The 1,481-nt window shown below is 50.2% G+C and carries 1 protein-coding gene; it reads right to left on the minus strand.

Features of this window, described 5'->3' with window-relative positions; translation table 11 throughout:
* Positions 1-794 precede the first annotated feature (794 nt).
* Positions 795-1,481: class A beta-lactamase (bla, locus tag ACLI50_RS22500; protein ID WP_411414671.1), on the minus strand; the 687-nt coding region annotated here is incomplete at its 5' end.

Below are 1,481 nucleotides of genomic sequence, written 5' to 3' on the forward strand. Positions count from 1 at the left end.
GCCAGGAACCGTAAAAAGGCCGCGTTGCTGGCGATTTTCCATAGGCTCCGCCCCCCTGACGAGCATCACAAAAATCGACGCTCAAGTCAGAGGTGGCGAAACCCGACAGGACTATAAAGATACCAGGCGTTTCCCCCTGGAAGCTCCCTCGTGCGCTCTCCTGTTCCGACCCTGCCGCTTACCGGATACCTGTCCGCCTTTCTCCCTTCGGGAAGCGTGGCGCTTTCTCATAGCTCACGCTGTAGGTATCTCAGTTCGGTGTAGGTCGTTCGCTCCAAGCTGGGCTGTGTGCACGAACCCCCCGTTCAGCCCGACCGCTGCGCCTTATCCGGTAACTATCGTCTTGAGTCCAACCCGGTAAGACACGACTTATCGCCACTGGCAGCAGCCACTGGTAACAGGATTAGCAGAGCGAGGTATGTAGGCGGTGCTACAGAGTTCTTGAAGTGGTGGCCTAACTACGGCTACACTAGAAGAACAGTATTTGGTATCTGCGCTCTGCTGAAGCCAGTTACCTTCGGAAAAAGAGTTGGTAGCTCTTGATCCGGCAAACAAACCACCGCTGGTAGCGGTGGTTTTTTTGTTTGCAAGCAGCAGATTACGCGCAGAAAAAAAGGATCTCAAGAAGATCCTTTGATCTTTTCTACGGGGTCTGACGCTCAGTGGAACGAAAACTCACGTTAAGGGATTTTGGTCATGAGATTATCAAAAAGGATCTTCACCTAGATCCTTTTAAATTAAAAATGAAGTTTTAAATCAATCTAAAGTATATATGAGTAAACTTGGTCTGACAGTTACCAATGCTTAATCAGTGAGGCACCTATCTCAGCGATCTGTCTATTTCGTTCATCCATAGTTGCCTGACTCCCCGTCGTGTAGATAACTACGATACGGGAGGGCTTACCATCTGGCCCCAGTGCTGCAATGATACCGCGAGACCCACGCTCACCGGCTCCAGATTTATCAGCAATAAACCAGCCAGCCGGAAGGGCCGAGCGCAGAAGTGGTCCTGCAACTTTATCCGCCTCCATCCAGTCTATTAATTGTTGCCGGGAAGCTAGAGTAAGTAGTTCGCCAGTTAATAGTTTGCGCAACGTTGTTGCCATTGCTACAGGCATCGTGGTGTCACGCTCGTCGTTTGGTATGGCTTCATTCAGCTCCGGTTCCCAACGATCAAGGCGAGTTACATGATCCCCCATGTTGTGCAAAAAAGCGGTTAGCTCCTTCGGTCCTCCGATCGTTGTCAGAAGTAAGTTGGCCGCAGTGTTATCACTCATGGTTATGGCAGCACTGCATAATTCTCTTACTGTCATGCCATCCGTAAGATGCTTTTCTGTGACTGGTGAGTACTCAACCAAGTCATTCTGAGAATAGTGTATGCGGCGACCGAGTTGCTCTTGCCCGGCGTCAATACGGGATAATACCGCGCCACATAGCAGAACTTTAAAAGTGCTCATCATTGGAAAACGTTCTTCGGGGCG

The sequence above is a fragment of the Chryseobacterium cupriresistens genome, from assembly GCF_046614675.1.
Lineage (GTDB): Bacteria > Bacteroidota > Bacteroidia > Flavobacteriales > Weeksellaceae > Chryseobacterium > Chryseobacterium cupriresistens.